Origin of the sequence: Streptomyces sp. S.PB5 (assembly GCF_030403745.1) — a bacterium.
In the GTDB taxonomy this organism is placed as follows: Bacteria; Actinomycetota; Actinomycetes; order Streptomycetales; family Streptomycetaceae; genus Streptomyces.
On the sequence record NZ_JAQMWP010000020.1, the window covers coordinates 134,384 to 157,674 of the forward strand.

The 23,291-nt window shown below is 72.9% G+C and carries 25 protein-coding genes; 14 read left to right on the top strand and 11 right to left on the bottom strand.

The features are described 5' to 3' along the window. Positions 1–12 precede the first annotated feature (12 nt). Both PH203_RS39715 and PH203_RS39720 read left to right on the top strand, forming a co-directional pair. Entirely contained in the window at positions 13–957 is a 945-nt protein-coding gene (locus PH203_RS39715; protein WP_289926738.1) for a universal stress protein, read from the top strand. 164 nt (positions 958–1,121) lie between these two features. Next, complete coding sequence (locus PH203_RS39720) at positions 1,122–1,412, top strand: DUF1876 domain-containing protein (protein ID WP_289926739.1); 291 nt, start codon at positions 1,122–1,124, stop codon at positions 1,410–1,412. A gap of 513 nt (positions 1,413–1,925) precedes the next feature. On the opposite strand, the gene PH203_RS39725 is transcribed toward PH203_RS39720, so the two are convergent. Then, a complete protein-coding gene (locus PH203_RS39725; RefSeq protein ID WP_289926740.1) occupies positions 1,926–2,534 on the bottom strand; it encodes a cysteine hydrolase family protein in 609 nt (202 codons plus the stop codon). A gap of 150 nt (positions 2,535–2,684) precedes the next feature. Here PH203_RS39725 and PH203_RS39730 point away from each other — a divergent pair, with 150 nt between their 5' ends. Together PH203_RS39730 and PH203_RS39735 are read left to right on the top strand one after the other, a co-directional pair. Continuing rightward, positions 2,685–2,867 (top strand): hypothetical protein, encoded by a 183-nt coding sequence (locus tag PH203_RS39730; RefSeq protein WP_289926741.1) that lies wholly within the window; start codon positions 2,685–2,687, stop codon positions 2,865–2,867. 105 nt (positions 2,868–2,972) lie between these two features. Beyond that, entirely contained in the window at positions 2,973–3,554 is a 582-nt protein-coding gene (locus tag PH203_RS39735) for a TetR/AcrR family transcriptional regulator (protein ID WP_289926742.1), read from the top strand. Positions 3,555–3,595: 41 nt separating this feature from the next. On the opposite strand, the gene PH203_RS39740 is transcribed toward PH203_RS39735, so the two are convergent. The 10 genes from PH203_RS39740 to PH203_RS39785 form a co-directional block, all read right to left on the bottom strand. Further along, positions 3,596–3,769: a hypothetical protein gene (locus tag PH203_RS39740; RefSeq protein ID WP_289926744.1), complete on the bottom strand. Its 174-nt coding sequence runs from the start codon at positions 3,767–3,769 to the stop codon at positions 3,596–3,598. Between the two features lie 32 nt (positions 3,770–3,801). Further along, on the bottom strand, positions 3,802–5,355 hold the full coding sequence (locus PH203_RS39745) for an MFS transporter (RefSeq protein WP_289926745.1): 1,554 nt from the start codon (positions 5,353–5,355) through the stop codon (positions 3,802–3,804). Between the two features lie 98 nt (positions 5,356–5,453). Further along, on the bottom strand, positions 5,454–6,506 hold the full coding sequence (locus PH203_RS39750; RefSeq protein WP_289926748.1) for a class I fructose-bisphosphate aldolase: 1,053 nt from the start codon (positions 6,504–6,506) through the stop codon (positions 5,454–5,456). 57 nt (positions 6,507–6,563) lie between these two features. Then, the gene (locus tag PH203_RS39755) at positions 6,564–7,589 is read right to left on the bottom strand and encodes a 6-phosphofructokinase (RefSeq protein WP_289926749.1); all 1,026 of its coding nucleotides are present in this window, start codon (positions 7,587–7,589) and stop codon (positions 6,564–6,566) included. A 30-nt stretch (positions 7,590–7,619) separates the two neighbouring features. Next, positions 7,620–8,336, bottom strand: a complete 717-nt coding sequence (locus PH203_RS39760) for a CBS domain-containing protein (protein ID WP_289926751.1) — start codon at positions 8,334–8,336, stop codon at positions 7,620–7,622. A 175-nt stretch (positions 8,337–8,511) separates the two neighbouring features. Next, the gene (locus tag PH203_RS39765; protein WP_289926752.1) at positions 8,512–9,168 is read right to left on the bottom strand and encodes a TrkA family potassium uptake protein; all 657 of its coding nucleotides are present in this window, start codon (positions 9,166–9,168) and stop codon (positions 8,512–8,514) included. Next, a complete protein-coding gene (locus PH203_RS39770; protein WP_289926753.1) occupies positions 9,165–9,824 on the bottom strand; it encodes a TrkA family potassium uptake protein in 660 nt (219 codons plus the stop codon). Before PH203_RS39770 ends, PH203_RS39765 begins: the two co-directional genes overlap by 4 nt. Beyond that, the gene (locus tag PH203_RS39775) at positions 9,821–12,646 is read right to left on the bottom strand and encodes a cation-transporting P-type ATPase (RefSeq protein WP_289926754.1); all 2,826 of its coding nucleotides are present in this window, start codon (positions 12,644–12,646) and stop codon (positions 9,821–9,823) included. The genes PH203_RS39770 and PH203_RS39775 overlap by 4 nt, the downstream gene beginning before the upstream one ends. A 24-nt stretch (positions 12,647–12,670) precedes the next feature. Beyond that, positions 12,671–13,135 (bottom strand): OsmC family protein, encoded by a 465-nt coding sequence (locus PH203_RS39780; protein WP_289926755.1) that lies wholly within the window; start codon positions 13,133–13,135, stop codon positions 12,671–12,673. A 56-nt stretch (positions 13,136–13,191) separates the two neighbouring features. Next, positions 13,192–14,055 carry a CBS domain-containing protein gene (locus PH203_RS39785; RefSeq protein WP_289926756.1) on the bottom strand — a complete coding sequence of 288 codons (864 nt, stop codon included), beginning with the start codon at positions 14,053–14,055 and terminating at the stop codon, positions 13,192–13,194. A gap of 182 nt (positions 14,056–14,237) precedes the next feature. Between PH203_RS39785 and PH203_RS39790 the strand changes: the two genes are divergently transcribed. The 10 genes from PH203_RS39790 to PH203_RS39835 all read left to right on the top strand — a co-directional run bounded on the left by PH203_RS39790 (position 14,238) and on the right by PH203_RS39835 (position 23,130). Further along, positions 14,238–14,690, top strand: a complete 453-nt coding sequence (locus PH203_RS39790) for a hypothetical protein (RefSeq protein ID WP_289926758.1) — start codon at positions 14,238–14,240, stop codon at positions 14,688–14,690. Beyond that, on the top strand, positions 14,687–15,598 hold the full coding sequence (locus PH203_RS39795) for a hypothetical protein (protein WP_289926759.1): 912 nt from the start codon (positions 14,687–14,689) through the stop codon (positions 15,596–15,598). Before PH203_RS39790 ends, PH203_RS39795 begins: the two co-directional genes overlap by 4 nt. Next, the gene (locus PH203_RS39800) at positions 15,582–17,015 is read left to right on the top strand and encodes a V-type ATPase 116kDa subunit family protein (protein ID WP_289926760.1); all 1,434 of its coding nucleotides are present in this window, start codon (positions 15,582–15,584) and stop codon (positions 17,013–17,015) included. Before PH203_RS39795 ends, PH203_RS39800 begins: the two co-directional genes overlap by 17 nt. Beyond that, positions 17,012–17,428, top strand: coding sequence for an ATP synthase subunit C (locus tag PH203_RS39805; protein ID WP_289926761.1), 417 nt, complete (start codon positions 17,012–17,014; stop codon positions 17,426–17,428). Before PH203_RS39800 ends, PH203_RS39805 begins: the two co-directional genes overlap by 4 nt. 2 nt (positions 17,429–17,430) lie before the next feature. Beyond that, positions 17,431–17,652 carry a V-type ATP synthase subunit F gene (locus tag PH203_RS39810; RefSeq protein ID WP_289926764.1) on the top strand — a complete coding sequence of 74 codons (222 nt, stop codon included), beginning with the start codon at positions 17,431–17,433 and terminating at the stop codon, positions 17,650–17,652. Continuing rightward, the gene (locus PH203_RS39815; protein ID WP_289926765.1) at positions 17,649–18,236 is read left to right on the top strand and encodes a V-type ATP synthase subunit E family protein; all 588 of its coding nucleotides are present in this window, start codon (positions 17,649–17,651) and stop codon (positions 18,234–18,236) included. The genes PH203_RS39810 and PH203_RS39815 overlap by 4 nt, the downstream gene beginning before the upstream one ends. Further along, positions 18,224–19,975: a V-type ATP synthase subunit A gene (locus PH203_RS39820; protein WP_289926767.1), complete on the top strand. Its 1,752-nt coding sequence runs from the start codon at positions 18,224–18,226 to the stop codon at positions 19,973–19,975. Before PH203_RS39815 ends, PH203_RS39820 begins: the two co-directional genes overlap by 13 nt. Further along, entirely contained in the window at positions 19,972–21,351 is a 1,380-nt protein-coding gene (locus PH203_RS39825; protein ID WP_289926769.1) for a V-type ATP synthase subunit B, read from the top strand. Before PH203_RS39820 ends, PH203_RS39825 begins: the two co-directional genes overlap by 4 nt. Before the next feature lie 4 nt (positions 21,352–21,355). Further along, a complete protein-coding gene (locus PH203_RS39830) occupies positions 21,356–21,976 on the top strand; it encodes a V-type ATP synthase subunit D (RefSeq protein ID WP_289926771.1) in 621 nt (206 codons plus the stop codon). 260 nt (positions 21,977–22,236) lie between these two features. After that, a complete protein-coding gene (locus PH203_RS39835; RefSeq protein ID WP_289926775.1) occupies positions 22,237–23,130 on the top strand; it encodes a universal stress protein in 894 nt (297 codons plus the stop codon). Positions 23,131–23,291: the final 161 nt, after the last annotated feature.

Consider the following 23,291-nt stretch of genomic DNA (forward strand, 5'->3'; position numbering starts at 1 on the left):
GTGGGGGACCCGATGGAGACGAGAGAGCACAAGACCCTCTGGGACTACGCCGCCGACACCCCCGGACCGCCTCTGAGCGGGCACGTCCTCGTCGGTGTCGACGGATCGGACGGGGCGTCCCGTGCGCTGGACTGGGCAGCGGCCGAGGCACAGGCCCGCGGGGCGCCGCTGGAGATCCTGCACGCCTGGCCGTGGGCCAGGCACGGCGCCGCCGACGCACAGCCGGGCGCGCGGGACATGGACTCCCTCATCGGCACGGCGCACGACGTCCTGGCGCGTGCCGCCACGCGGGCGCGGGAGCTCGCCCCCGGACTCGACGTCATGCGGACCCTGAGCCCGGAACCCGCCGCTACGGAGCTGGTGCGCCGCGGCGAGTGGGCCGCGCTGACCGTTGTGGGCAGCAGAGGGCCGGGCCGGGTCTCCGAGCTGCTGGGCGGCTCCGTGAGCCTGCGGGTCGCGGCGCGTTGCGGCAGTCCCCTGCTGGTGGTGCGCGGGGAGCGGGCGCCCGGTGATCCGGAGCACGGCACGGTGCTGGTGGGGGTGGCGGACGACACAGACGCCTGCGCCGCGCAGTTCGCCTTCGAAGAGGCACGGCAGCGGAGCGCGCAGGCCTGGGTCCTCCATGTGTCCGCCGTACCGCAGCTGACGGGCAGCCGGCGCGTGCCGCCCACCGAGCGGGCGGGGACGGCGATGACGACCCTGCTGCGCAGCGAGTCGGCCGTGCCCCGACTGGCGGTCGCCGGACTGCGCGAGAGGTTCCCCGAGGTCGGGGTCCGTGTCGACACGGTGTGGTCCGGCGCGTCCCGGGCGCTGGTGGAGGCCACTCGCCTCGCCGATCTGGTCGTCATCACGGCGCACCGTCCGCACGGGCGACGGCCCGCCCCGCAGCGCGGCTCGTTCACCGACGCGCTGCTGCACCGGGCGCACTGCCCGGTCGCTCTGGTGCCCGTGGGGTGACCGGGGCCCGCAGACCGCTCGGCCGTGGGGACGGCCGGTGCTCTCCCCGCGCATCAGCGCGGAGTGGGCCGAAGCCGATCGCCGAAGGACCCTCGGCCCCATGACCGGGCGGTGCCCTTGTTCGACCATGGAGACACAGCCACCACTGGGAAGAGGAGGCAGCGATGACGCACACCAGGGAATGGAAGGTCCGCCTCTACCTCTTCGAGGACGAGGGCACGACGAAGGCGCGGGTGGTGCTGGACACCGGAACCACCTCGCTCACCGGTCACGGGGCCGCGCACTGCAACCCCGCGGACAGCGACGTACCCGAGATCGGCGACGAACTGGCGGCCGGCAGGGCCCTGAACGACCTCGGCCGGCAGCTGGTGACCGTCGCTGAGCAGGACATCGAGGGCATGGGCACGTCGGCCACACGGCGGGATTCCGCCCCCGCGGTCGGCTGGCCCGTGTAGTGCCAACGCCTGTTATCCAGAGGGGAGTTGAGTAGTCCGGCCGGCAGGGGAGCCGTTCGCCGTGGGGACCGGCGCAGACCGCCGCAGCGGCCTCTGTGGAAAAGGGGCGGACCGGGCGGCCCGCCCCGTGCCGGGTCCGCGTGGGAGCGACAGGCGACGCTCACGTCGCCGCAGACGCTCCGAACGGCTACGCGGACCCGGTGTCCGACCGCTGCGGACGCGCGACGAAGACAGTGAGGCGCATCGCGAAGAGGGGCGACGTCATGAGTGATGTCGCAACGTCGTCGCCGGAGTACCAGCGGGCGAAGGCGCGCGCCGAGACGAAGCGGAAGTACCGCGGCGACCTGATGGGGTACGTCGTGATCGATACCTCCTCGTCGTGGTCTGGACGGTCACCGGGCTCGGCTACTTCTGACCGGGCTGGGTCCCGGGACCGTGGGAGGTGTTCCTGATCCTCTCCGCCTGGGATCTCTTCTTCCGCCGGGACGTGACCGAGGGGCCCCGGCACGGAGGTCAGTCGGGGATCTCGTCCGCCTTTGCGACCACCGCCGCGAAGAGGTCGGCGATTCCCGCCAGGGCGGCTGCCTGGAGCGTGGCCGCCGGTACCACCGAGCCGTCCGGGCCCACGAGGTCCCGGGTGGCGGTCGCAGCGGCCACGACCGTCGGACGGTAGCCGAGACCGAAGGCGTCGCGAGCGGTCGAGTCGACGCACATGTGCGTCATGAACCCGGCGAGCACGAGGTCGGTCAGGCCCGTCGAGCGCAGGAGTTCCCGCAGACCGGTGTGGAAGAACGAGCTGGGGTAGTTCTTGACGACGACGGGCTCCCCGGGCCGCGGCGCCACCTCGTCGCTGATCCGGCCGATGGGGGCGTTGACGTCGTACGGGGTTCCCTCGCCCGCGTGGTGCATGACGTGCAGCACCGGGATGCCGAGGTCCCGTGCCCGGGACAGCAGTCGGGCGGCCTCCGCCAGCGCCTCCTCGACACCGTCGAGTCGCATGACGCCCTGACGGTAGGTGTTCTGGCAGTCGATCATGATCAGTGCGGAGTTCCGGAGCGCTGCCGGCTGATCGCCCAGACCGAGCAGATCACGCAGCGTCACGGAGGGGCTGGTCGGTGCCATGTCTCTCAACTCCTTCTGCGTTCGACCCGAACGCTAGAGCCGGGGACGCTGCATCCACGCTGCACGGACACCGCAGCGCTTGCGGCGCGAGCAGGGGGAGCGGGAGAATGGTTAACGCAAGGGAACCTGCGTTTGCGGGAGGCGAGGAGCATGCTCTTCCCTGACGGCTTCTGGACGATGTTCACCCTGATCGTCGTGCTCGGCATGGCGGCCACGACCGTGGCGGCCGTACTGATCTCCGCGTACACCTCCGGGCGTGGCACCGCCCCGTCGAGCAAGGTCACGACACTGCCGCGCCCTCAGCGGCCGACGTCCTACCCGAAGGCGAGCTGACCGCTGGTGCGGCCCGGTCGAAGCGACCCCGCCCTGCGTCATGTCGGCACCGCGCCGAACCCCGGCGAGCCGCCTCGGCGCCGACCGGGCGGCCGAAGCGCACGGGTGCGCGCCGCAGTCCTGGCGGCGGCCGTGGACGAGCTGCTCGACGGAGGCCTCGAGGCCTTCTCGATCGGTCAGGTCGCCCGCCGTGCCGGGGTGCACGAGACCTCGATCTACCGACGATGGGGGACCCGGGCCGCCCTGGCCCTGGACGCCGTGCTCGACCGCACCGATGCGGAGATCCCGGTACCGGACACCGGCTCACTGCGCACCGATCTCAGCGCGCTGCTGCACGATGCCGCGGCCTTCGTGCGCACGCCGCTGGGCGAGTTGCTGGTGCGGATGGCGCTGCGGGAGGACATGGCCGAGTACGAGGACGCTCGCGAGCGGTTCTGGAACCACCGCTTCGCCGCGGGGGCCGCGGTGCTCGACCGTGCCGAGCACCGCGGCGAACTGCGCCCAGGCATCGATCGGCGGCTCGCCTTCGAAGCGTTGACGGGTCCCCTCCACATGCGGCTCCTGCTGACCCGGGAGCCCGTGGACGATGCGTTCCTGGAGAGCGTGGTCGACCTGGTCCTCGGTGGCATGGCCCGCGACGCCCACCCTGGCACGGGCGCCGGACCGGTTGCCGCAGGACGGTCCTGAGCCGCTCTACGGGCCCACACGCATGATCTGCGCCACGAGCCCTACGGCGCGGAGCACAGGGCTTCGACCGCCGTCCGGTAGACGGTGGACGGGTTGGGGTCGCCCGTGCCGTCGAGCATCAGGAAGTTCAGCTCGGGTACTCCCGCGAACACCGGCGGGCGCTCCGAGGGCCGGTAGACGTCCTGGAATTCGTGCAGCGGATCGCGAGCGGACATCGGGCCTTCCTGTGGCGAAGGCTGTGTCCGTGTCAGCGCCGGGACGTGCGGGAGGGCAGGGCTGAGAAGGCGAGCAGGGCGCCTGCCGCGGCGACGGTGGAGCCGACCACGAGGCCCAGCCCCATGCCGCTGACGAACGACGACCGGGCCACCTCAGCGAGCATCCGGCCGGCCGTGCCACCGACCCGCTCGGCCAGCGACAGCGCTCCGCCGAGCGAGCCGAGCACGTCGTCCGACACGTCCTGCGGCAGCCGGTGCGGGGCCAGCCGCGGACGCATGCGGTCCTGGTAACGGGTCGTCAGCAGGCTGCCGATGACGGCCACACCGAGGGCCCCGCCCAGTTGGACGGAGACCCCGTTGGTCGCCGACCCCACCCCCGTGTCGCCGATCGGCAGGGTGCCCATGAGGGAGTCCAGCGCGGCCGGGACGACGAGGCCGGCGCCGAGACCCAGCAGCATCATCCCGCCGAGCACGTCGCCGTACGCGGACGAGGCCTCGGCGGTGGACAGCTGCCACAGCCCGCCCGCGACGACCACCAGCCCCGTCCCCACCACCGCCTTGGTGCCCGCCCACCGCACCAGAACCGGGGACAGCGGCGCGACCAGCGCCAGCAGGCCGGCCACCGGCAGGATCCGCACACCGGTCTCCAGAGCCGTGTAGCCGAGCCCGAACTGCAGGTACTGCGTCAGTACGAACAGGGCCCCGAAGAGCCCGAACATCGCCAGGGACACCGAGGCGGTGGCGACCGAGAACCGGCGTTCGCGGAAGAAGCCGAGATTGAGCATCGGATGCGTGCTCGTCCGCTCCCAGAACACGAAGCACACCAGCACCGCCAGGCCGACACCGCCCGCGCCCAGCACCAGGCCCGACGTCCAGCCGCGCACCGGCGCCTCGATGATCGCCCACAGCAGCAGTCCCAGTGCCGCGACGGACAGCACGGAGCCGACCGGGTCAGGGCGCAGCGCGGCCGGATTGCGGGACTCCGGCACCAGCAGCAGCACACCCACCAGGCCTGCCAGCGCGACGGGGATGTTGACCCAGAAGACCGAGCCCCACCAGAAATGCTCCAGCAGCAGCCCGCCCGCCACCGGACCGATGGCGATACCCAGCCCGCTGGTGGCGGCCCAGACGCCGATCGCACGGCGCCGCTCGCTCGGTTCGCGGAACACGTCCGTGATGATGGACAACGTGGCGGGCATCATCATGGCCGCTCCGACGCCCATGGCGGCCCGTGCCGCGATGAGCGTGTCCACGGATCCGGAGTACGCGGCCCATGCCGAGGCCGCTCCGAACACCGTCAGGCCGGCGACGAACACGCGTCGGCGGCCGAAACGGTCCGCGCTGCTGCCGGAGACCAGCATCAGCCCGGCGAAGACCAGCGCGTAGGCGTCCACGATCCACTGCAACTGGGTGGTCGTCGCGTCGAGTTCCTGCACCAGGGTGGGCAGTGCCACGTTCAGAATCGTGTTGTCCAGCGTGACGATCAGCAGCGACACACAGAGCACCACGAGACAGCCCCAGCGGTTGCCCGCCCGCCGGCCCCGCGGGGCCGCTGCCGTCGGAGGCACATTCCCTACGTTCGTCATGCTTCCATCGAGCGCCGGGCAGGCGCGGCGGCGCAGGTGCCGAACGTCCTGCGGCAAGGGCCTCGTGGCCCCTGCCCGAGCGTGCGGACACGCCTCGGTCAGGCGACGGTGACGCTGTCGTCGAGATAGACGTCCTGGACGGCGTGCAGCAGCGCGACGCCCTCCGCGGCGGGCCGCTGGAAGGCCTTGCGGCCGGTGATGAGGCCGGTGCCGCCGGCCCGCTTGTTGATCACCGCGGTGCGTACGGCCTGCGCCAGGTCGCCTTGGCCGGCCGAGGCGCCGCCGCTGTTGATGAGCCCCACGCGCCCCATGTAGCAGTTGGCCACCTGCCAGCGGGTGAGGTCGATGGGGTGGTCGGTGACGAGCGTGCCGTACACACGCTGGTCGGTCTTTCCGAAGTCGAGCGCGCGGAATCCGCCGTTGTTCTCCGGTTGTTTCTGCTTGACGATGTCGGCCTCGATGGTCACGCCGAGATGGTTGGCCTGGCCCGTGAGATCGGCGGAGAGCGCGTAGTCCACGCCGACGTGCTTGAAGGCCGGGTTGCGCAGGTAGCACCACAACACGGTGAACATGCCCAGTTCATGCGCCTTCGCGAAGAGCTCGCTCACTTCCCGCAGTTGGCGGTCCGCCTGCTCCGAGCCGAAGTAGACCGTGGCGCCGACCCCGGAGGCACCGAGGTCGAAGCACTGCTGGACGTTGCCGAACATGATCTGGTCGTGGTGGTTGGGGTAGGTCAGCAGCTCGTTGTGGTTGAGCTTCACGATGAAGGGGATCCGGTGCGCGTAGCGCCTCGACACCGCCCCGAGCACCCCGAGGGTGCTGGCGACCGCGTTGCAGCCGCCGTCCAGGGCGAGTTCGACGATGTTGCGCGGGTCGAGGTAGCGGGGGTTCGGGGCGAACGCGGAGGCCGCGGAATGCTCGATGCCCTGGTCCACCGGCAGGATCGACACATAGCCGGTGCCGGCCAGACGGCCGTGGTCGAAGAGGGACTGGAGGTTGCGCAGCACGCGGGGCGAGCGGTCGGTCGCGGCCATGACGCGGTCGACGAAGTCGCCGCCGGGGAGCACCAGATCCTCCCTGGGGATCCCTTCGGCTGTGTGGGTCAGCAGGTCCTTGGCCTCCTCGCCCAGCAGGCCCGGGATGTCGGTCATCGTTCCACCTCTTCTGTCGTTCCGGTTTTGGTACATCAGGGGGAAAGCCGGCTGAGGTCAGCCGAAGAACACCGAGAACTCGTCGTACAGCGACGGATCCACCTGCTTGGTCCGCCCTCGGGCTTCGGTGAGGGGCACCCGTACGATCTCGGTGCCGCGCAGCGCGGTCATCGTGCCGAAGTCGCCCTTCTTCACCGCGTCGACGGCGTGCAGCCCGAAGCGCGTCGCCAGCCACCGGTCGAAGGCACTGGGAGTTCCGCCACGCTGGACGTGGCCCAGAACCGTGGTGCGGGCGTCGCTGCCGGTGCGTTGCGAGATCTCCTGGGCCAGCCACTCCCCGATGCCGGACAGCCGCACATGGCCGTACTCGTCCAACGTCCGGTCCTTGAGGACCATCTGTCCTTCCTTGGGCTTGGCTCCCTCCGCGACGACGACGATCGGCGCGTAGTGGGTCCTGAACCGGCTCCGCACCCAGGCGCAGACCTGGTCGATGTCGAACGGCCGCTCCGGAACGAGGATCACGTTCGCGCCTCCCGCGACACCGGCGTGCAGGGCGATCCATCCGGAGTGCCGGCCCATCACCTCCACCACCAGCGTGCGCATGTGTGATTCGGCGGTGGTGTGGAGACGGTCGATGGCCTCCGTGGCGATGCCCACGGCCGTGTCGAAGCCGAAGGTGGAGTCGGTGCCGACCACGTCGTTGTCGATGGTCTTCGGTACCCCGACCAGCTTGACGCCGTGACGGCTCAACTCCTCCGCCGCACCCAGAGTGTCCTCGCCGCCGATCACGACGAGCGCGTCCACTTCGTGGGCGGCGAGGGTGTCCCGGACGCGCAGCACCCCGTCCTCGTGCTTGAGGGGATTGGTGCGCGAGGAGCCGAGGATCGTTCCGCCGCGGGGCAGGATCCCGCGCACGTCGGCGATGCCCAGCGGGACCACCTGCCCCTGGAGCGCGCCGAGCCAGCCGTCCCGCAGGCCGACGAAGTCGAAGCCGTATTCCTGGACGCCCTTGCGGACGACGCTGCGGATCACGGCATTGAGGCCGGGACAATCGCCGCCGCCGGTCAGAACTCCCACCTTCATGACTGGGTCCCCTCCCTGTGGCAGTTGACGTCAGCGGGTGCGCTCCGGTGGGCGGGCTCCCGCCGGTGGCGTGGCGCCGGGGCCGTGCTGGGCGAGGGACTCGTCCACCCGGTATCCGATGTGCGCGCGGACCGAGACCACGCCGTCGACACTCCTGCACAGCCGCTCGATGATGGGGATCAGGCCGTTGACCGTCACGGATCCGTGGAGGGTCACCCTCCCCTCGCTCACCTCGACCGTCACGTCCGAGGGTGCGAGGCGCAGCGTCTCCTGCAGTACCTCCCGGGCGATCTCGTCGCGGATGGCGTCGTCCCGGCGCAGGAAGACCCGCAGCAGGTCCCCGCGGCTGACTATGCCCTTGAGCCGGCCCGCCTCGTCCACCACGGGCAGCCGCTTGACGCTCCGGAGCATCATGAGGCGGGCCGCTTCGGCCACGGTCCACTCCGGATGCACGCACACGGCGGGAGCCGACATCAGTTCCTCGGCCTTGACGCCCTGGGCTTTTGCGCGTTCCCACTCCTGCGGATGAGGCAGCGGTGTCCGGCTGACCGAGTCGGTCTGTACGGAGCACTTGCGCAGCAGATCTGTCTCGGAGACCACGCCCAGAGGCCGGTCCAGATCGTCCACCACGGGTACAGCGGTGACGTCATGGTCCGCCAGCAGCCTCACGAGCTCCTTGAACGGCGTCTCGCACCGGGCCCGGACGACATCGCGGGTCATCAGATCGGCGACCGTACGGTGGCGCATGGCGCGCCTCCCTTCACCGGGTGACGGAAGATCCCCGTCACCCTTCCAGCGTGTCAGCATCGGCCTGCCTGGGGGGAGAGCCAGTCAGGCCTCGCTCGGGGCCGGACGGCCCGCAAACCGGGCCGTGCGGCCCCTCGGATCACGGCCGTTCGCCGGCGCACGGGAAGCTGGCGTGTCACTGGAAGACCGCGTGCACCTCGCCCTCGGTGGCGGCGTGGGACACGACGAGGATCACGTCGTCCTCCCGCAGCGTGAGACCGGGGTCGGGAGAGGCAGGTCGACCTCCGCGGACGACGGCTGCGATGACGATGCCCGGCGGGACGGCGAGTTCAGCGAGGGTGTGGCCCACCGCGCGGGACTGCCCGGTGATGGTCGTCTCGATGACGTTCACGCCCGCCTTGCTCAGGCGGAGCAGGGCGACGGTGTCCGTGGCGCCGGTCGCTTCTTCGATGAGGGAGATGAGCGGCGCGGCGGCCGGTACGGCGGTGTCGACACCCCAGTGCGGGGTGAAGAGCCAGGCGTTCTCGTCGTCGTTGACACGGGCGATGACGCGGGCGACCTTGAACTGGCGTTTGGCGAGCAGGCTGATGACGAGGTTGTCCTCGTCCTCGCCGGTGGTGGCGACGACCAGGTCGGCGGCGTGCGCGCCCGCGCCCTCCAGGACGGTCGGCTCGCAGGCGTCCCCGACGCGCACCTCGGCGGGCACATGTCCCCGGAGTTCGGCGACCCGGTCGTCGTCCTGGTCGACGAGTGTGACCTGGTTGCGGGCGGCGCCCAGCACCTGGGCGATCTGGGTGCCGAGGCGCCCGGCCCCGGCGACGACGACTCTCATGTCCCGAGCTCCTTGTCCAGGAAGCCGCGCAGCCGGCCCAGCGCGTCGGCGGCGACGGCGAACGTGACGAGGTCGTCCGCCTCGGCCCGGGTGTGGTGCGTCGGCAGGAACGAGCGGCCTCCGCGGGTGACCTCGACGATCCGGATCTCCCCGTCGACCTCCAGGTCGCCGAGCGGGCGGCCGGTCAGATAGGCGGGAAGCAGGGACCTCAGCAACAGGGTCTCGCCGTTGCCGAAGTCGAGTTCCGGGGTCAGATGGCGGTGCAGCAGCATCTGGTGCAGCTGGTGGACGGTCCAGCGCACGCTCGCGATCGTCGGGATGCCGAGCTCGCGGTAGATGTCGGCGCGCCGTGGATCATAGATGCGCGCCAGCACGATCGGGACCCGGTAGGTCTCCTTGGCCGTGCGGGCGCTGACGATGTTGGTGTTGTCGCCGGAGGTGACGGCGACGAACGCGTCGGCGAGCTCGATGCCGGCGCTCTCCAGCAGGGTGCGGCTGAACCCGTTGCCGTGCAGGACCCGGCCGGGAAAGCCGGCCGGCAGCAGCCGCTCGGTCCTGGGGTCGCGGTCGATGACGCGCACGTCGTGGTCCTCGGCGGCGAGTTGCGCGGCCAGGGAGGAACCGACCCGGCCGCAGCCCACCACGATGACTCTCATGGTGCCGCCTCCTTCTCCTTCTCGATGGTGACCGGGGTGCGGCGCACCCACCACTTGCGGGCCTCCTCGGCGCCCAGCAGCAGGACACCGAAGCCGGCCAGGACGGCCCAGTCCGTGAGGGCGAGTGGCGCCGTGTTGAACACCGTCTGCAACGGGGGCGCGTAACTGATGGCGGCCATCAGGCCCACGCCGAAGCAACCGGCGGCGATCAGCCGGGGGTTGGAGAACAGCCCGGCGGTGAAGACGCTGAGCCGGTCGGTGCGCACGGCCAGCGCGTTGAAGAACTGACCCACCACGATCGCGGCCTGGGTGAGAGTGATCGCCTTCCGGTAGGCGGGGTCGTCGGCGGTGAACTCGTCGAAAGGGATCCCCGAGGCGTTGACCTGCCAGAAGAACACGGCACACACGCCGAGCGACATCACCGTGCCGAGGAACAGGAACCGGCGGACGAGCGCGGCGGAGAACAGCCGTTCACGGCGGGAGCGGGGCGGGCGTTCCATGGTGTCCCGCTCGGGCGGCTCCGCCCCCAGAGCCAGCGCTGGAAGCACGTCCGAGCCCAGGTCGATGGCGAGGATCTGCACCGCTGTCAGCGGCACCAGCGGGAAGCCGGCGAAGGCCGCGGCGAGGATCGGTACGAGCTCGGCGATGTTGTGGCTGAAGAGATAGGCCAGGAACTTGCGGATGTTGCCGTACACGGACCGGCCCAGCTCCACCGCGGCGGTGATGGAGGCGAAGGAGTCGTCGAGCAGCACCATCTCGGACGCCTCCCGGGCGACGTCCGTGCCGCCTGCTCCCATGGCGACGCCGATGTCGGCGTGCTTGAGCGCGGGCGCGTCGTTCGCCCCGTCCCCGGTGACGGCCACGACCTCGCCCCGGGACTGGAACGCCGCCACGACCCGCATCTTGTGCTCGGGACTGACCCGGCACAGCAGCAACTGACCGGGGGCCGCGAGCAGCGCGTCGAGCGCGGCAGCGTCCATGGAGTCCAGCCGGGCGCCGGTCACCACGGTCGGGGAGGCACCGGTGACGATGCCGACGCGCCGGGCGATCGCCTCGGCCGTCAGCGGATGGTCCCCGGTCACCATGACGATGCGGATGCCCGCCTTGTGGCACGCCCGCACGGCCTCGGACACCTCGGCCCGGGGCGGGTCGAGCATGCCGATCAGCCCCAGGAAGGTCAGTCCCGTCTCCGCCTGCTCGGTGCTGCCGGGCAGCTCCTCCATCCGGCGCACGGCGACGCCGAGGACGCGTAGGCCCGCGCCGGCCATCGTGTCGTTCGCCGTGGTGACCTGAGCCCGGAGGTCCTCGGTGAGGGCGCGTGCCGTCCCCTGGTGCCGTATCCGGGTGCACCGGGCGAGCAGTTCCTGCGGAGCACCCTTGACACACACCACGTCGCCGTCGGGTCCGCGGTGCACGGTGCTCATCAGCTTGCGCACCGGGTCGAAGGGGAACTCCCCGATCCGCGGGGCCGCGTCCTTCTCCGCGGCGATGTCCAGACCTCCCTTGGCCGCGGCGACCAGGATCGCGCCCTCCGTGGTGTCGCCGAGCACCCGCCAGCCCTCGCGGGCGGTGGGCGGCACCAGCCGGGCGTCGGTGCACAGGGCCGCGCTCCGCAGCAGCTCACGGACCGGGCCGGGATGGGCCACCGCGCCGACCGGCGCGTACCCCACGCCGGAGACAGCGTGCCAGGTGCCCGCGCTCCAGATCCGCGTGACGGTCATCTCGGCCTGCGTCAGAGTGCCCGTCTTGTCCGTGCAGATCACGGTCGTGGAACCCAGTGCCTCGACCGCGAGCAGCCGTTTGACCAGGGCCTGCCGACGAGCCATCCGCCGCACACCGATGGCCAGCGACACCGACAGCGTCGCGGGCAGCCCCTCGGGCACCAGCGCGACCATCACCCCGAGCGCGAACACGAACGCCGACACCACCGGCTGTCCGGTCTGCAGGCGCAGCGCCAGCATGCCCGCGCCGATCGCGATCGCCAACGCCGCCACACGCCGGGCCATGACGGCCACCTCGCGCTGCAACGGCGTCTTCTGCCGCGGCGCGGTGTCGGTGAGCCGGAAGATCCGCCCGAACTCGGTGGCGGGACCGGTCGCGTGGACGATCGCCTTGCCCGATCCGGAGACCACCGTGGTCCCCATGAAGACACAGTTGCGGGCGTCCAGCGCGCTGCCCGCGGAACTCGGTTCGGCGGACCGCCCGACGGCCGAACTCTCGCCGGTCAGGGGCGCGTTGTTCACCGAAAGCCCATGCGCCTCGACGACCCGCGCGTCCGCGGACACGGCGTCCCCCGCCTCCAGCAGGACCAGGTCCCCGGGCACCAGCGCACTGGACGGCAGCTCCCGCCGCTCCCCGTCCCGCAGCACCCGGCAGGTGTGCGGAACCATCGCCTGGAGCGTCTGCGCGGTGCGCTCGGCCGAGTACTCCTGGACGAAGCCGATCACCGCGTTCAGCACGACCACGCCCAGGATCGCGAAAGCCAGTTGGAGATTGCCGGCGTCGCGCGGGTCCTGGAGGGCGTAGGCGAGGAACGTCAGCGCCGACGCGGCCAGCAGGACCACCGCGAACAGGTCGGTGAACTGCGCCGCGAACCGCCGCCACAGGCCCTTGCGGCGGGCCCGCGGCAGCTGGTTGGGGCCGTAGGCCGTGCGCCGGGACTCCGCCTCCTCGGCGGACAGCCCGCGCGGCGGGACGCCGTACGCCTCGAACACCTCGTCCGGGCGCAGACCTTGCACCGTTGCGCCCGACCCGCCGAGCGGCGCAGCCGCCTGCGGTCGGGCGCTGTCGGCCGGAGCACCGGCGACGAGGTGACGTGGCACCGTATCCCCAAGTTCGCCGGAAGGTCAGTCGGAGGTCCCCGGTTCCAGCCGGATCTCCGTCTCCGGTGTCTCGTGCAGCGTGTTGTGGACGGTGCAGTGCGAGGCGACCGCCACCAGGGCGGCGTGGCGCTGCGGGGACAGCCCCGGCGGAGGGGTGATCAACAGCCGCACGGACGCGACCCGGGCGGGACGGTCAGGCGCCATCGTGAACTCCGTACGGACGTGCAGTCCGGAGCGGGGTATGCCGTGGCGCTGGAGGTAGCGGCCCGCGTAGAAGGCCACACAGGTGGCCAGGGAGGCCGCGAACAACTCGACGGGAGTGGGGGCGGTGTCGTTGCCGCCCGCCTCCGACGGCTGGTCGACCAGGAGCTGATGCCCGCGGACATCGACGGCGTACGCGTCACCGTGGACGTGCACGACGTCGAGCCGGTGCACCTCGGGCTCCTGCGATCGCAGCGCTGCGGTGGTCTCCGTTGCGGTGTCCGACATGACGCGGCCCTTCTCGTCTGCTGCGAGTGCTCTTCACTGCCGTACGGGCATGGGGCTCAGTGCGCGATCAGACGGTCCACGACCTCGTACACGTCCGGGATGCGCGCCACTTGCTCGTTGAGCCGCGGAATCAGCTCGGCGTCGACCGAGCCGCTGAGGGTGACGGTGCCGTTGCGGACACGCACGTCCACATGATCGCGATCGAGCCCCAGCCCGTCGATGACCTGGGAGACGATCTCCGCGTGGATCGCCCGGTCGTCACGGATCAGGGCGTGCAGCAGTTCGCCGCGGCTGACGACGCCCACGAGCCGGTCCCGGTGATCGGTCACGAAGACCTGCCGGACCCGGGAGCGGGCGGCCGTACGCGCCGCCTCCACCACAGGCGTCCAAGGGTGCACGGTGAGCGCCGGTGCGGACATCAGCGTGGCGGCCGTGGCGCCCGCGTCGCCGCCGAGTCCTCGGTGGCGGCCGAGCAGCTTGGCGAACGCGTGGTGGCGTTCGCCGGGTGGTGCGGAGAGGTCGGCCGCCCGGGCCAGGAGGTCGGACTCCGCGATCACTCCGGCGACGCGCTGGGCCTCGTCGATCACGGGGATGGCCCCGATCCGCTGCCGGGCCAGCACCCGGGCGATCTCCAGGAACGGAGTGTCGGCCTGGACCCCGGTGACGGACCGCTTCATGACGTGCCGCACTTGAAGGTCGGCGACGGTGGCCGTCGGTGTGCCGGTCCGAGCGGGTGCGGCGGTCGGGGGGATGGCCGGCTCCTCGGCGGCGACCCGTGCCGAGTGCGAGGCCATGGCCTGCAGATAGCGCACCATCATGGTCTGACGGAACTGCTCGGCCGGTTTCCGGGCGTACGAAGGCACCGCTCGGCGAGCCTCCACCGACGCGGCTCCGCTTACCCGCGCGTCTCGGTCGTCCATGGCAACCTCCCACGGTGCGCGGACCCTTACTGCTCTTACGCCCACCATCGCGCCCGCCCGGTGACCCGGACAGGGGCCGCTCGGCCCTTCCGGCAGGTCAACAGGCCCCTGTGAAGCCCTCGCCCGTCTTCCTAACGTGAAGACAGGAAACGCTGGGACCGGTGTCGATCCGGGAGGTGCTCATGCCTGGGCTGCGCGGATTCCTCGCGCGTTGGCGGCCGGCCGAATCGCCCGGACCGGCGGTCGGCGGGGCCGTCCCCATGGACCGGAGCGTGCAGCTCACCGCCGAACTGGGTCCGGTGCTGGCCCTGCTGGACGATGCCGCCGCCCAGGCCGCCGCCCTCCGCGACACGGCGGCCCACGAGGCCGCCGAGCGCCGCCGCGCCGCCGCCGAGGAGGCCGACCGCACCCTGCGCGCGGCGCGGGCACGGGCCATGGAGCTCAGGACCGAGACCGCGTCCCGCCGCAGGGCCCAAGCAGTCACCGAGGCCACCCATGGGGACGCGGCGGCGCGACACGCCGTACGAGAACTGCGGGCGCGGGCCCGTGCCCGCACCCCGGACCTCGCTGCACGCGTGGTCGCCCGGGTGACGCGGGAGCTCACCCCCGACACACCGTGCCGGAGGCCGCCATGAGCATCGGGTGGGTCGCGGGAGTGACCCGGGCCAGGGCCATGGCGGCCCGGCGTGCGGGGCCCGACACGGCACGCGCGCTGGCCGACGCGTCGGGTCCGGCCGACTGCGTGCGCCTCCTGGCCGCGACGATCTACCGTCGTGGCCTCGACGGGAACGCCGGGCGGGCCGTCTCGGACGCCCTGGTGTGGCAGCTGCGGGTGCTCGCCGGATGGCAGCCCCGGGCCGGTGCCACCGCCGTACGCCTGCTGGCGTCCGGCTTCGAGATCGCCAACACCCGCGACCGGCTGCTGACACTGGCCGGCGGGTCGCCGCCGACGCCGTACCGGCTGGGCATGCTGGCCACAGCCTGGCCGCGGCTGGCCCAGGCCGCTTCACCGGCCGGAATACGGGCCGTCCTGGCCACGTCCGTGTGGGGTGACCCCGGCGGTGAGACTCCCGCTGCCGTGCTCACCGGGATGCGGCTGTCGGCGGCCGTGCGCACGGCGGGGTACGTACCCCCGGCGGAGCGTTGGGCGGCGGGGGAGGCCGCGCTGCTGGTGGCTCGCGAGGTCCATCTGACCGGACACCGGCTGACCGAGCGCGCCGCCCGGGACGCCGCCCGTCTCCTCGGCACGGCCGCCGTGCAAGCTCCGGCCTTCGGCGACTTCCGAGCCCGGTTGGCCCCGCCCGCCCGCTGGGCGTTGGAGGGGGTCGGGCGGCCGGAGGACCTGTGGCGTGCCGAGGCCCGCTGGTGGCCCGAGGTCGAGCGGGACGCCCTGACGCTGCTGAGCCGGGCCCGGTTCGACATGTCGCCCGTCGTGGGCGCGGCCGCCGTCCTGGGCGTCGACGCGTGGCGAGTACGGGCCGGACTGGAGTGCGCCGCACACGACGGCCGGGCGAGGGAGGCGTTCGATGAACTCCTGGGCTGACTCCTTGGCACCGACCCGCATGCGGCGAGTCGCCGTCGTGGCCTCCCGCGACGCCCTGCGTGACACCCTGGTGCAGGTCGCCGACGCGGACTGCGTGGAACTCGACCGCACCCACGGGCCCAGCCCGCCCGGACCGGCCGCCCGACAGCTCCAGCGGCTGGACGCCGACGCCCGACAGGCCCTGCTCGCCCCGACCGAGCCCGACCTCGACACCCTCCGGCGGGAGGGCCGGGCCGACCTGTTGGCGGGCGAGGCCCAACTGGAGACGTACCGCGAAGCCGCCGTCTGGCGCGGCACCGTCGCCGGCCTCGCCGGATGGTGCCCCGCCGAGGAACTGCCCCGCCTCGCGGCCCGCCTCGCGGACGTCGGCGGCACCGTCGTCCCCCTGCGCACACCCCGCGGCATCGACCCGCCGACCCTGCTGTCCGACGACGGCACGGTGCGGCGCTCCCTGACCCCGCTGGTGCGCACCTATGGCACTCCGCCGTACGACGACGTCGACCCCACCCTGCCCGCGGGCATCGCCTACGTCGTCATGTTCGGCATGATGTTCGGCGACGCGGGCCACGGCGTCCTGCTCCTGCTCGGCGCACTCCTGCTGGGATCCGGCCGTCCGGCCCGCCTCGCGTCCCTGCGCCCCCTGTGGCCCTTCCTCGCCGGCGCGGGCGCGGCCAGCACCCTCGCCGGAGTGGCCTACGGAGAGTTCTTCGGCCCCACCGGCGTACTGCCCGTGCTGTGGCTCAACCCCCTGGACGAGCCCATGCGTCTGCTGGGCAGCGCGATCGCCCTCGGCGCGGTGCTGCTGGCCCTCGCCTACACGGCGGGCATCGTCAACCGATGGCGCGAGGGCGGCCCGGGCCGGGCCCTGTACGCGGCGTCCGGCATCGCCGGAGCCCTGGTCTTCCTGGGGTTCGCGGTCCTCGCGGCCGGCATCGCCCTGCACACGCCGGTGATCGCCGGGACCGGCTCGGCGATCGCCCTCATCGGCCTGGGCCTGGTCGGCACCGGGCTCCTCGCGGCCTCCGGCGGCGGTGGCTCGGGAGCCCTCCAGACCGGCGTGCAGGTCTTCGACGTCGTGATCCGCATCGGCTCCAACACGGTCTCCTTCGCCCGGCTCGCCGCGTTCGGGCTCACCCACGCGGCGCTGGGCGACATCGTCTGGCGCGGCACCGAGTCCCTGGCCGGCGCCGGTCCGGTGGCCCTGGTCGCCGGAGTGCTGCTGTTCGTCCTCGGCAATGCGCTGGCCTTCGCCCTGGAGGCGCTGGTGGCCGGCGTCCAGGCCCTGCGGCTGGAGTTCTACGAGCTCTTCTCCCGGGTGTTCGACGCCGAAGGACGGCCCTTCCACCCCTGGCACGTGCCCACCCAGACCCTCGACGCACATGTGCCCACACCCCACGGCACGGAGGTGACATCATGATCGCTTGGCTGATCGCACTGCCGCTGCTGGTCGCGGCCTACGGGGTCACCCGACGCCTGCTGCGACGCCGCAGCCGGGCCGTGCTGCGGTCGATCCTCGCGGCGGACGCGGCCCTGTTCACCGGAGCCCTGGTGCTCCTGCTGCTCGCGCTGAACGGCGGCTCGGCCCAGGCCCAGACGGCCGCCGCCGAGAGCTCGGGCTCCGGTTCCGCGGCCCTCATCGGCGCCGCCATCGCCGTCGCCGGAGCCTCCATCGGTGCGGCCATCGCGGTCGCCTACACGGGCGCCGCGGCACTGGCCGCGCTCAGCGAACGGCCCGAGCTCTTCGGCCGGGCCATGGTCATCGTCGGCCTCGCCGAAGGCATCGCCATCTACGGCCTGGTCGTCGCCATCATCCTGATCGGGAAGACCTAGCCATGGCGTACATCGCGGCGATCGGGGAACGGCAGCGCGTCATCGGGTTTTCGGCCGTCGGCGTCACCGCCCACCCCGCGCAGGATGCGGAGGCGGTGCGGGCCGCGTGGCGGGCGCTTCCCGCGGACGTCGGACTGGTGCTCCTCACGCCCGCCGCGGCCGAGGCGCTCGGCCCGGAGAGGGGCGGGGGAGAGGGACGGCTCGTCGCCGTGATGCCGTCATGAACATCGGACACCGTGGTCACGCGGCCATGGGCACGGGGCGTCCTGGTAACCCCGCCCCGAAGCCTGACCACCCCGCCGAGACCGCCACCGCCCTCGCCCCCGTACGTGACCGCCTCCTCGAAGAGGCCGCCGCCGACGCCCAGGCCCTGCTGACCGCGGCCGCCGAGGACGCAGCGTCCCTGCTCCGGGACGCGGAGGCCCGGGCGGCCGGCATCCTCGCCGAGGCCCGCAGTCAGGGCGCGGCCGACGCCGAGACCGCCCGCCGAGCCGTCCACGCCCAAGCCCGCCGGGCCGCCCGCGCCCGTGAACTCGCCGCCCGCCGTGAGTGCTGGGAGGAACTGCGACGCCAGGTCGTCGAGGGCGTCGAGGCGCTGCGCGACACCGACGCCTACCCGCACCTGCGCGAACGACTGGCAGCGCGCGTAAGGCAATTGCTCGGCCCCGACGCCCTCGTCACCGAGGCCCCCGGCGGCGGAATCGTCGGCGAGGCCCCGGGACGCCGGCTCGACCTCAGCCTGGCCACGCTCGCCGAGCGTGCCCTCGAACGGACCGGAGCGGAGGTGGAGCAACTGTGGGCACCCTGACGCAGACCCGGTACGGCACCGGGCGCATCCTTCGGGTCGCCGGCCCGCTGGTCGAGGCCGAAGGCGTGGGCGGCACCGCGATGTACGACCTGGTGGCGCTCGGCGAGCGGGAGCTGCCCGGGGAGATCGTCGCGATCCGGGACGCCGTCGTCACCGTCCAGGCGTACGAGTACACCGGCGGCCTCGCGCCCGGCATGCCGGTGAGGCCGCTGGGCCGCCCGCTGTCCGCGACCCTCGGCCCCGGCCTGCTGGGCGGGATCTTCGACGGGCTGCTGCGCCCGCTGTCGGCCGCGGGTGCGTGGCTGGAACCTGAAGCCGTCGAAGGCCGGCCCGACACGGACCGACCGACCTGGCCGTTCATGCCCCGGGCCGCCGAGGGCGACGACGTCCGACCGGGCGACCTGCTCGGCGAGATCGGCGGGGCCGGACCGGTAGCGCTGAAGGTGCTGGTGCCGCCCGGCTGCGCGGGCCCGGTGGAGGCCATCGCGGCGGCAGGCCGCCATCCCGAGGACACCGTGGTCGCGACGGTCGCCGGCACCCCGGTCCGGATGACGACCCACTGGCCGATCCGGATACCCCGCCCCGTCCGCGAACGGCTGGACACCGGCCGCCCGCTGCGCACCGGCCAGCGCGCCATCGACCTGCTCTTCCCGGTGGCGCTGGGCAGCACCGTCGCCGTACCCGGGGGCTTCGGCACCGGCAAGACCGTGCTGCTCCAGCAGATCGCCAAGTGGTGCGACGCGGACGTCATCGTCTACGTCGGCTGCGGCGAGCGCGGCAACGAGATGGCCGACGTCATCGACGAGTTCACCGCCCTCACCGACCCGCGCACCGGCGGACGCCTCGCCGACCGGACGGTGATCGTCGCCAACACCTCCAACATGCCGATGATGGCCAGGGAGGCCAGCATCTACACGGGCGTCACCGTCGCCGAGTACTTCCGCGACATGGGCCTGGACGTCGTCGTCATCGCCGATTCGACGTCCCGCTGGGCGGAGGCACTGCGTGAGTTCTCCTCCCGTACCGGCGCGCTGCCCGCCGAGGAGGGCTATCCCGCGGGCCTCGCCTCGGCGATCGCCGCGTTCTACGAGCGGGCCGGGGCGGTCACCACCCTCGGCGGGCGCACCGGCTCCGTGACGGTCATCGGCGCGGTGTCCCCGCCGGGCGGCGACATGGCCGAACCGGTCACCTCCCACACCCAGCGTTTCGTCCGCTGCCTGTGGACCCTCGACCGCGATCTCGCCTACGCGCGCCACTACCCGGCCGTCTCCTGGGCCGAGTCGTTCTCCCGCGACGCCGAGGCGCTCGGCGCCCACCGCGCCGCCACCGACGACCCGGACTGGCCCGCCCGACGAGCCCGGGTCTCCGGGCTGCTCGCGGAGGCGGACCGGCTCGCCGACCTGGTCGACCTGCTCGGCATCGCGGCGCTGCCCGACCAGGAGCGCATCAGCGTCCTGGGCGGCCGGCTCGTGCGCGAGGGCGTGCTCCAGCAGAGCGCGCTGTCCGAACGGGACGCCTACAGCGGCACCGAGAAGACGGCCGCGCTCGCCGAGGCGGTCCTCGCGGTCGTCGACCGCTGCCGCGAACTGGCCGGCCAGGGTGTACCCGCGGCACGCATCGAGGAGGTCGACTTCTCGCCCGTCCTGCGCGCCCGTGAGGAGGCGGGCCCGCACGACGCCGAGACCGTCGGGGCACTGCGGGCGGCCATGCTCGCCCGGCTCGGGGAGCTGACGACATGAACACAGGCGTGGAGTACACCTCGGTGCGGGAACTGCGCGGTCCGCTCGCGGTCGTCGACAAGGTCGAAGGCGTCGGCTGGGACGAGTTCGTGCTGCTCACCCCCGACACCGGCGCACCGCGGCACGGACTCGTGCTGGAGGTCGACCGCGGCACGGCCGTCGTCCAGGTCCTGGAGGACACCGCGGGACTGGACCCCGGACGGCTGCGCGCCGCGTTCACCGGATCGCCGCTGCGCGTCCCCGTCGGCCCCGGGTGGCTGGGCCGGATCTGCAACGGCCGCGGAGAACCCCTCGACGGGGGCCCGCCCGTCTTCGGTGGCGCCGCCTCGGCGGTGGGCGGGCGTCCCGTCAACCCGGTGCGCCGCGAACCGCCTGCCGACCCGGTGCTCACCGGTGTCAGCGCCGTCGACGCTCTGACCACGCTCGTACGTGGCCAGAAACTCCCGGTGTTCTCGGCGGCCGGTCTGCCGCACCTGGAACTGGCCGCGCAGATCGCGGCGCAGTCGACGGCCGGCGGCGAGCCGTTCTGCGTCGTGTTCGCCGCGATGGGAGTGACCCACGCGGACGCCGGGTTCGTCCGGGACGCGCTGGAGGAGCGTTCCGCGGCGGGGGAACTGGTGCTCCTGCTCAACACCGCCGACGACCCCGTCATCGAGCGCATCCTCACCCCGCGGATCGCCCTGACCGTCGCCGAGCACCTCGCCTTCGCGGAGGGCCGCCACGTCCTGGTCGTGATGACGGACATGACGAGCTACGCCGAGGCACTGCGCGAGGTCTCCGCGGCCCGCGGCGAGATCCCCGCCCGCCGCGCCTACCCCGGCTACCTCTACAGCGACCTGGCGTCCCTGTACGAACGCTGCGGACGCATCCGTGGTCTGCCCGGCTCCGTGACCGTGCTGCCGGTGCTCACCATGCCCGCGGGCGACATCACACACCCGGTCCCCGACCTCACCGGATACATCACGGAAGGCCAGATAGTCCTCTCCCGGCAGCTGCACGCCCGGGGGGTCTACCCGCCCGTGGACGCGCTGTCGTCGCTGTCCCGTCTGATGCGCAGGGGCGCGGGCCCCGGCCGCACCCGCGAGGACCATCTCGACGTCGCGGCCCAGCTGCTCTCCGCGCTGGCCCGGGCCCGCCAGGTCAAGGAACTCGCCGACCTGGTCGGACAGGCGGCCCTGAGCCCGGCCGACCGCGGCTACCTCGACTTCGAGGAGGCCTTCGCACGCGGGCTCGTCGACCAGCGAAAGGACGAACTGCGCCCCCTGGACCAGACGCTGGAGCGGGCCTGGCAGGTGCTGCTCACGCTTCCGCGCGGCCAACTGACCATGCTGCCCACCGAGTTCCTCGACGCCCACCTGCGGACCGAGGAGGGGTGATCCCGTGGCGGAGCTGCGCGTACCCCCGGGCAGGGCCGGCCGGATGCGACTGCGCCGCAGCCTCGACGTCGCACGGCGCGGGGCCGACCTGCTGGATCAGAAGCTGCGCATCCTGCGCGCCCGCCACGAGGAACTCCTGCGGGCCGAGCACACCGCGCGTGAGGACTGGAACGAACGACTGAGAGAAGCGGAGACCTGGCTGCGGCGCGGCCTGCTCCTCGGCGGCGAGGAGGCCCTGGAGGCGGAGGCCCCCGCACACCCCGCGGAACTGGAGGTCGCCTGGACCGCCACGATGGGCGTACGGCATCCCGGCACCGCCTCCTGCACCCTCCCGGAGCGAGACCTGGACCAACCGGCGCCCGCCGCCACCGCGTTGCTCCACGCCGAGACCGCCTACGCGGCCGCCGTACGTGCCGCCGCCGTCTACGCGGCCGCCGGCACCGCCGTCCGTGCCGTCGGGGACGAGGTGCTCGCCACCCGGCTGCGGGTGCGGGCCCTGCGGCGGCACTGGATCCCCCGGCTGGAGACGGCCCTCGTTCTCGCGGACTCCGCACTTGAACAGAACGAGCACGAGGACGCCGTACGCAGGAAGTGGGCGTCGGACGCGGCGGCGCGTGCGCGGTGACGGGCCGGCCGCTCGGCTGACTGCCCGGCCGCACACCCGGTCGGCTCGGACAGCGCGGACAGTGCGGACAGGGCCGATGGCGGGGCCCTTCGGCCCATCCGCAGCCGTTCACGGCGCGGTTCGCTGGGACTACGGAGGGGGCCCGACGTCGACCCAGGGGGCGAGACTTGTGGACACGCGCCGCACACCGCCCTTCTGGCAGAGGATCCTGCTCCTGCTGTTCGCGGCGCCGGACAGCATCCCGACGAGGAGGCAGAGCCATGGCCTTCGACGGACGATCCTGCGACGCCCCCCTGATCGTGGGCGTTGACGGCTCCGGGCCCAGCCTGCGGGCCACCGACTGGGCAGCCGACGAGGCCGTGCTGCGCGGAGCACCGTTGCGGCTGGTGTACGCCTCGATGTGGGAGCACTACGAGGGCGAGGGACTTGCCGCGGATTACGGAAAGCCGTTCGAGAAGCTTCGAGGGGAGCACATCGTCGAGGCCGCCGCACGGCGAGCCCGCGAACGCCGGCCGGAACTGGAGGTGACGGCGGAAGCACTGCCCGACGGACCGGTGACCGTGCTGCCGGAAGAGAGCCGCCGCGCCTGTGCGTTGGTGGTGGGCACACGCGGCCGCAGCGGGGTCGCCGAGGCACTGCTGGGCTCCGTCAGCCTGGCCGTGGCCGCCCGCGCACACTGCCCGGTGATCGTCGTGCGCGGCGGACACGACAACCAGGCAAAGGCCGGCATCCACCAGTGCGTCCTCCTGGGCGTCGGCGCGGACACCAAGGGATCGGCGGCCGTGCGCTTCGCCTACCACGAGGCACGGATCAGGGGAGTACCTCTGGAAGCCGTACGAGCCTGGCGGCGCCCCGCGCACGAGAACACCGACCACCCCCTGCTCAGCGGCACCACCACCCGGCCCCACGAGGAGCAGGCCGTGCGCGTGCTGGAGGCCGCGCTGGAGGGCGCCCCGGCGGAACTCGACCTGCGGCGGCGCACCGCCGAGGGCCACGCCCACCGGGTGCTGGAGGACGCCTCGCACCATGCCGACCTCCTGGTCCTCGGCGCCCGGCGCCGTCACGGTCACCTCGGGCTCCGACTCGGCCGGGTCACCCACGTGGTGCTGCACCACTCCGCCTGCCCGGTCGCCGTCGTGCCCCAGCGGGACTGATCGGTCACCGGGATGGAAACGGCGGCCGAGGACGGCCCCCGCGACCACCGGCAGGTCCCGTCCGCGCCCGCCCCGCCAGGGCGCACACCCGGGGGCGGACAGCGCAGGACCGGGAGCAAGCGCGGGGACTGCGTGCGCCCTGGTGCGGCGTCCGGCGGGGC

Bases quoted from the DNA above. Each gene is read 5' to 3' on its own strand.
- PH203_RS39745 (WP_289926745.1), bottom strand. From the start codon at position 5,355: ATGACGAACGTAGGGAATGTGCCTCCGACGGCAGCGGCCCCGCGGGGC.
- PH203_RS39765 (WP_289926752.1), bottom strand. From the start codon at position 9,168: ATGAGAGTCGTCGTCGCCGGGGCCGGGCGCCTCGGCACCCAGATCGCC.
- PH203_RS39815 (WP_289926765.1), top strand. From the start codon at position 17,649: ATGAACATCGGACACCGTGGTCACGCGGCCATGGGCACGGGGCGTCCT.
- PH203_RS39805 (WP_289926761.1), top strand. From the start codon at position 17,012: ATGATCGCTTGGCTGATCGCACTGCCGCTGCTGGTCGCGGCCTACGGG.
- PH203_RS39785 (WP_289926756.1), bottom strand. From the start codon at position 14,055: ATGGACGACCGAGACGCGCGGGTAAGCGGAGCCGCGTCGGTGGAGGCT.
- PH203_RS39795 (WP_289926759.1), top strand. From the start codon at position 14,687: ATGAGCATCGGGTGGGTCGCGGGAGTGACCCGGGCCAGGGCCATGGCG.
- PH203_RS39715 (WP_289926738.1), top strand. From the start codon at position 13: ATGGAGACGAGAGAGCACAAGACCCTCTGGGACTACGCCGCCGACACC.
- PH203_RS39800 (WP_289926760.1), top strand. From the start codon at position 15,582: ATGAACTCCTGGGCTGACTCCTTGGCACCGACCCGCATGCGGCGAGTC.
- PH203_RS39790 (WP_289926758.1), top strand. From the start codon at position 14,238: ATGCCTGGGCTGCGCGGATTCCTCGCGCGTTGGCGGCCGGCCGAATCG.
- PH203_RS39780 (WP_289926755.1), bottom strand. From the start codon at position 13,135: ATGTCGGACACCGCAACGGAGACCACCGCAGCGCTGCGATCGCAGGAG.
- PH203_RS39825 (WP_289926769.1), top strand. From the start codon at position 19,972: ATGAACACAGGCGTGGAGTACACCTCGGTGCGGGAACTGCGCGGTCCG.
- PH203_RS39755 (WP_289926749.1), bottom strand. From the start codon at position 7,589: ATGAAGGTGGGAGTTCTGACCGGCGGCGGCGATTGTCCCGGCCTCAAT.
- PH203_RS39720 (WP_289926739.1), top strand. From the start codon at position 1,122: ATGACGCACACCAGGGAATGGAAGGTCCGCCTCTACCTCTTCGAGGAC.
- PH203_RS39750 (WP_289926748.1), bottom strand. From the start codon at position 6,506: ATGACCGACATCCCGGGCCTGCTGGGCGAGGAGGCCAAGGACCTGCTG.
- PH203_RS39770 (WP_289926753.1), bottom strand. From the start codon at position 9,824: ATGAGAGTCATCGTGGTGGGCTGCGGCCGGGTCGGTTCCTCCCTGGCC.
- PH203_RS39725 (WP_289926740.1), bottom strand. From the start codon at position 2,534: ATGGCACCGACCAGCCCCTCCGTGACGCTGCGTGATCTGCTCGGTCTG.
- PH203_RS39810 (WP_289926764.1), top strand. From the start codon at position 17,431: ATGGCGTACATCGCGGCGATCGGGGAACGGCAGCGCGTCATCGGGTTT.
- PH203_RS39760 (WP_289926751.1), bottom strand. From the start codon at position 8,336: ATGCGCCACCGTACGGTCGCCGATCTGATGACCCGCGATGTCGTCCGG.
- PH203_RS39730 (WP_289926741.1), top strand. From the start codon at position 2,685: ATGCTCTTCCCTGACGGCTTCTGGACGATGTTCACCCTGATCGTCGTG.
- PH203_RS39835 (WP_289926775.1), top strand. From the start codon at position 22,237: ATGGCCTTCGACGGACGATCCTGCGACGCCCCCCTGATCGTGGGCGTT.
- PH203_RS39740 (WP_289926744.1), bottom strand. From the start codon at position 3,769: ATGTCCGCTCGCGATCCGCTGCACGAATTCCAGGACGTCTACCGGCCC.